4 protein-coding genes are annotated in these 6,245 nt (G+C 28.7%); 3 read left to right on the forward strand and 1 reads right to left on the reverse strand.

Translation table 11 applies throughout. The features are described 5' to 3' along the window. Positions 1–12: 12 nt before the first annotated feature. Complete coding sequence (cls, locus tag E6A48_RS01975) at positions 13–1,476, reverse strand: cardiolipin synthase (RefSeq protein ID WP_219708311.1); 1,464 nt, start codon at positions 1,474–1,476, stop codon at positions 13–15. Between the two features lie 437 nt (positions 1,477–1,913). Here cls and E6A48_RS01980 point away from each other — a divergent pair, with 437 nt between their 5' ends. From E6A48_RS01980 to E6A48_RS01990, 3 genes are all read left to right on the forward strand, one after another. Further along, on the forward strand, positions 1,914–2,768 hold the full coding sequence (locus E6A48_RS01980) for a DUF4261 domain-containing protein (RefSeq protein WP_219708312.1): 855 nt from the start codon (positions 1,914–1,916) through the stop codon (positions 2,766–2,768). Between the two features lie 294 nt (positions 2,769–3,062). Further along, entirely contained in the window at positions 3,063–5,042 is a 1,980-nt protein-coding gene (locus tag E6A48_RS01985) for a ribonuclease R family protein (RefSeq protein WP_219708313.1), read from the forward strand. Positions 5,043–5,124: 82 nt separating this feature from the next. Next, a partial coding sequence (locus E6A48_RS01990) for an ankyrin repeat domain-containing protein (RefSeq protein ID WP_219708314.1) occupies positions 5,125–6,245 on the forward strand: 1,121 nt, incomplete at its 3' end.

Consider the following 6,245-nt stretch of genomic DNA (forward strand, 5'->3'; position numbering starts at 1 on the left):
CTATAATAAAAATTAAAGCACAGGGGCAATAATTCTACAAGCTGAATTTCTAAGTCTAATCAAAATAGGCTGTTTTTTATATTCTTCCATAGTTATCTTATGAGATTTTGAAACATCATCTCTAAAAATACTTTCAAATTTCAAAGCCGTATCTATATCATATATAACCGCATTCATCTCATAATGCAAATAAAAACTTCTTATATCCATATTACAAGTGCCGCATGATACAATTCTTCCATCTATAACGCAAAACTTGCTATGCAAAAAACCGCTCTCATATAAATAAATATTGACCCCCGCTTTAAGTAAAGTTTCAAAATAAGTTTGAGCAACCCACCAAGCTACTAATTTATCAGGCTTACCCGTAATCATTAAATTAACATTTATTCCAGATAAAGCAGCATTCTCCAAATCATGCAAAAATCCATCATCAGGCACAAAATAAGGACTTTCTATATAAATACTCTCTTTAGCATCGGCTATCATTTTTGAATAAATCTTTTGTATAGAATCCCATTTAGAATCAGGACCAGAGGATATTATTTGCATAGGGAGATATTTATCTGTAGTTGAAGAAGGAAATAATTCCTGCATTAATGAAGAGCCATTATCCATTAAATTATCTAAATCTCTTCCGCCAGCATTATGCCAATCACATACAAAAACATTCTGTATAAGGTTACAAGCATCTCCCACTATACGCATATGTGTATCTCTCCAAGAAGCAAATCTCTTTCCGCCGTCAATATATTCCTGACCTAAATTCATTCCACCCATATAAGAAACTATTCCATCTATAACTACTATCTTTCTGTGATTGCGGTAATTAACATATCTAGTCCAAAATATAGAAAATGGGTCATGATAATATAAAAACTCTATACCATTTTTTTTAAGCTCTTTTTTATACTTTCTGCTTATCCTAAGCATAGAGCCAAGTCCGTCAAATATAAGCCTAACCTTAACACCTTCTTTTGATTTTTTTATTAATACATCTTTGACTCTATTTCCTAATTCATCGCTTCTCCATATAAAATATTCCATATGTATTGTTTTTTCAGCGAGTTTTAAATTATTAATTAAATCATCAAATAAATCTTTTCCTTCATCAAAAACATAAACTTGATTTTGAATAGTTATTGGAGAATATCCGCTTTTTATTGCAAGCTTTACTAAATTTGTATGCTTTGCATAATTACCGCCCATATTATCTATGATATTCATCTGCTCTTCAAGCAAAGAAGAGAAATGTTTTCTTATCATATCTTCAGGAAGTCTTGCAGAAAGTTTTCTTCTAGATTTTTTCCAATTTACACCCAAGAATAAATAAAAAATAGCACCCACATACGGTAAAAATACCAACACAGTAAGCCAAGCTATAAAAGAATAAGGCGGTCTATTTTCAAGAAGCATTTTTATTGCTATTAATATGACATATAGAAAAAATATAATAGTCAATATATAAATAAACATTTAATTATAATCTCTAATTTAAACATTATATATTATTATTTATAGTATATAAGACAAATACAAAAAGTCAATGAATGCCATATTATAATTTTTTATTTAAAATATTTTTATTTTGTGATAAACTTTAGTACATACTAAAAATTTTAAAGTTGATAATTTTGTTATTGTTCTTTTTCCCGCCTTCGCACCCATACCTAAAGGTACTCCTTTCAGTCGCAGGCACTCCTTTCAGTCGCGGTTCGGACTTCGTCAAAGTTTTCGCTCTTCGGGCACGCTTCACGAAAGTGCAAATACCTAACAAAGCGTAAATAAATAGTTAAAACTTTTTAATAAAGAAAAATAATAACATCTTTATAAAAAGATAAAAATTGACAAAACCAATATGTTTCAATATAATGATTTTTGTATTAGATTTTATATAAAAAATAGGAATAAAAATGGATAACAAAAAATTAGAAAGCACTGAAGAAGCTCTTTTTTCTCATGTATATTTTTATAAAATTTTATTTAAAGAGAAACCACAATTACCAAATATAGAATTGATAAAACAAAAATTAAGAGGCGTATATAATAATATAGAAACAATCTCCGAAGATAAAAACCTATACAGCATAATGATTAATGACCTTAAAGTAAAATTTCAAGATGATAAAGAATTGGGCGTTCAAGTTTTTATGTATGAGCCTATAGAGTTTGATTATAATGGCATAAGCGATGAAGTTTATAATCAGGCTTGGGATATAAAAGATGCTAAAGAATTATTAAAAGAATGCAAATATCAAGTAATGTTAAGCGACTTTTTGGCTGGCGGATTAGATTATAAAGACAGAACTACCCTACTCAACAATTGGCTTAATATAGCATTAAACATATTTCCTGATGCTCTTGCCGTATATAACGAACAAAGCGGTAAAATTTTACTTAGGGAACAATTATTAAAAAATCAATATCCAAAAAATTTAAGATTCTTATATTCAGGATTAAATATTAGATTTTTTAAAGTGCAAAACACTAATGATATGATAGTTGATACCTTTGGGCTTTATTCTATAGGGCTTTCTGATATTCAGTACCATTTCCATGATTTGAACCCAAACAATATAATACAGCATGCTATGAATATTGCTGCTTATATATTTGAAAATGGAAACATTATAAAAAGTAATGATGAGATAGAAAGTATATTTAATGACGTAAAATGGTTAGGCAGATACGAAAAATCTTTAACTAAACCATATAGAGAGATATTAGATATTAATACTCTTGAATATGCTTCTGGAAAAAGAAATTAAATATATAAAAAATAAACAAAAAATAAGAATTTTTAAAATAAATTCAAAATAAAGTATTGACATGTTCTAAAAATATGTTAGAATAAACTAACAATTAGTTAGATATGTTAGTTGTTTTAAGCAAATTCTTTTGTATCCTTAAATTGATACAATATATTTTATAACCTTCATTTAATTAAACTGTTTTGGCACCTTTACAATAGTAGGGGTGCTCATTTTTTATCAACATCAAACAACACTAGGGCAAAAACATCTATTTGACATTATCTCTTTTACTGCTATAATAAAAATATTATGAAAGTGATTAAATTGTTAAGAAGAATAGATAAAAAAGGTCAATTAAGCATAAAAGACTATAAAGCTGAATATGTTGAAAACAAAAAAGATAAATTAAGATTTGATAAAATGCTCCATAAGGCTAGTTCTATGGGGCTTATCATGAAGAAAGGTGATGTATTAAAACTCACAAAAGAAGGAAAATATTATCTAGATTCAAGTAATAATGAAAGAGATGAAAGACAAAGTTCAAAAAAACAAGAGTTAAAAAAAGGCTACCCACAAAAAACATCCAAAAAAGAAAACAGCACTAAAACTAATATTATAGAAAAACCAGATATAAAAGTTGAAATAAATAATGCAAAAAAAGATGCTGAGATAGTAGCTAATGCATATAATATACCTACTGATTTTCCAAAGAAATGTCTTGAAGAGGCTAAACTACTTCCAAATAGTATGGAAAATGTTGGGCTTGAGTTTGACAGAATAGATTTAAGAGATATAAGAACTGTAACAATAGACGGAGCAGATTCTAAAGATTTTGATGATGCTATAAGTGTAGAGAAATTAAATGATGGATACAAAATAGGCGTGCATATTGCTGATGTAAGTTTTTTTGTAGCTGAGGGTTCGGCATTAGATAGGGAAGCTAGAAAGAGAGGAAATAGCGTTTATTTAATTGATACAGTATATCCAATGTTTCCACATGAGCTTTCAAATGGAATATGTTCACTTAATGAAGGTGTGAGCAGATTCACAATGACAGTGTTTATCACAATAGATAATAAAGGAAATATAAAAGAAAGTACTTTTCATAAAAGCGTTATAAAATCAAGCAGAAGATTAACCTATGATTATGCACAAGATGTTTTGGACGGCATAGAACAAGATGAAGATTGGCTATTAGAACTTTTAAAAAATGCTGATGACATAAAAAAAATACTTCTTCAAAAAAGAATAGATAATGGAAGTATAGAGTTTAACCTTAATGAAACACAAATAATATTAGATAAAGGCGGAAACCCAAAAGACTTTTTTATAGGTGAGAGAAAAGAGACTCATAAGATAATAGAAGAGTTTATGCTTCTTGCAAACTGCGAGGTTGCTAAGAGATTAAAAAATATAAAGGGTGCCATTTATAGAGTACATGACAGTCCAGATTCTGAAAAGCTAGATACATTTAGAAGAATAGCATTCAACAGAGGCTACAGACTTACAAGCGACAATGAAGGCAATTTGGATTTTCATTCATTTATAGAATCCATTATTGGAAAGCCCGATGAAAAACTTCTTCTCACCCTACTCTTACGCTCTATGAAACAGGCTATATATGATATCAATAATATAGGGCATTTCGGTCTTGGCTTTGAATATTATACTCACTTCACTTCGCCTATAAGAAGATATACTGACTTACTTACACATAGACTTTTAAAACTATCATTAGAAGGTACTCAAAATATGAAACCTTCTATGCAAAAGATGTTTGATAATTGTGCTAAATGGTGCTCTAAAACAGAGAGAGTTGCTGTGGAATGCGAGAGAAGTTTATATAAAGTAAAAGCTGCGAGGTTTATGAAAGAGAAAGTAGGCAAAGAATACAACGGCATCATAAGCGGCATTACTAAATTTGGTATATTTGTTGAAATAGAAGATAGAGGAATAGAGGGCTTAATAAGATATGCAGATTTAAGACATCATTATCATTATGATGAAAATGAGCAAGCGGCCTACAGCAATGAAGAAGCTAAATGGTATACTCTTGGAGATAAAATAAGAATAGTTGTTCATAGGGTAAATATAGAAGAGCTATTTATAGACTTTTTGCCTGCAACCGAATTTGATAATGCATTAGATGACAGAGATATAATAGACAGCAGAGATTTTTTAAAGAAGAAGAAAGGCAGTAAGAATAAAAAAGAAATATACTCAAGAAAATCTAAACCTTTTAAAAACAAAAGCAGAAAAGAAAAAAAGAAATCTAAAAAGAAAAGATAACACTTGATTGCTATTTATAATTATTGACAATGAATATTTTTCAATATACAATCAAATTGCTTTTAAGATATAGGGGGTATATATGAAAAATATTATTTCCATTATTTCTATTTTTGTTTTAATAGCCTGCAGCGACGGTAACAGCGGCAATACTAAACAAACAGAAAATACTCAAACTAATCAAACTCAAACAAATGAACAAGTATATATTAATCCAACAACTACAAATACTAATGAATATGTTCAAGTTACAAAAATGTATCCTATGTATTCTCAGACTTTCTTTTTAGCTGTACAATATAATAACATAGAAGGAGTTAAATCATATTTAGCTAAAGGAGCAAATCCAAATGCTCAAGATGAATACGGTTTTACAGCATTAATGTACGCTGCTTTAATGGGATATGATGATATAGCAAAATTACTTATAGAAGAAGGTACTGATGTCAATATTAAAGATAATGCAGGTGCTACAGCATTAATGTATGCTGCTAGAGATACAAATTATGAAATGGTTGAATTTTTATTAAAAAATGGTGCTGATGTAAACATTAGAGATGCATCAGGAGAAACTGCATTATATTATAGTATTAAGCATGATAGTTTCGGGCAAGAAAATGCTATAAAAATACTTAATTTATTAATAAAATACGGTGCTGATGTAAATACTAAAAACGATGAAGGAACATCTCTCCTTGATGTATCCTATAGAATTTCAGAATCTTTTGATAAAAATAAAGAAATGTTTAAAATATTAGTTGAAAATGGTTTTGATTTAGAGTCAAGAATAAAGACGGGTAGATCTGATTATGATTATACTCCTTTAATGATAGCAGCTTTAAGAAATGATTATGATATGGTTAAATATTTACTTGATAAAGGTGCCAATCCTAATACAGCAAATAATGAAAAGAAAACTGCTTTAACGATTGCTAATGATTATGGAAAATTTGATATTTCAAAATTACTTATACAACAAGGTGCAAATATAAACACACAAGATGAACACGGTCTTACAGCATTAATGAACGCTGCTATGATAGGAGACTATGAAATGGTTAAATTTTTATTAGAAAATGGTGCTGATGCAAATACTAAAGACAATTATGGAAACACTGTATTATATCATAATATTCGCTATTGTCATTACGAAGAAGAAGGACTAGAAGATGCTAAAAAAATATTTAATTTATTAATAAAATA

The sequence above is a fragment of the Brachyspira pilosicoli genome, assembly GCF_019402445.1.
Classification (GTDB): Bacteria; Spirochaetota; Brachyspiria; order Brachyspirales; family Brachyspiraceae; genus Brachyspira; species Brachyspira pilosicoli_B.

What these genes read in the sequence shown, in the direction of transcription:
- E6A48_RS01985 (WP_219708313.1), top strand. Translation starts at nt 3,063, where the DNA reads ATGAAAGTGATTAAATTGTTAAGAAGAATAGATAAAAAAGGTCAATTA.
- cls (WP_219708311.1), bottom strand. Translation starts at nt 1,476, where the DNA reads ATGTTTATTTATATATTGACTATTATATTTTTTCTATATGTCATATTA.
- E6A48_RS01980 (WP_219708312.1), top strand. Translation starts at nt 1,914, where the DNA reads ATGGATAACAAAAAATTAGAAAGCACTGAAGAAGCTCTTTTTTCTCAT.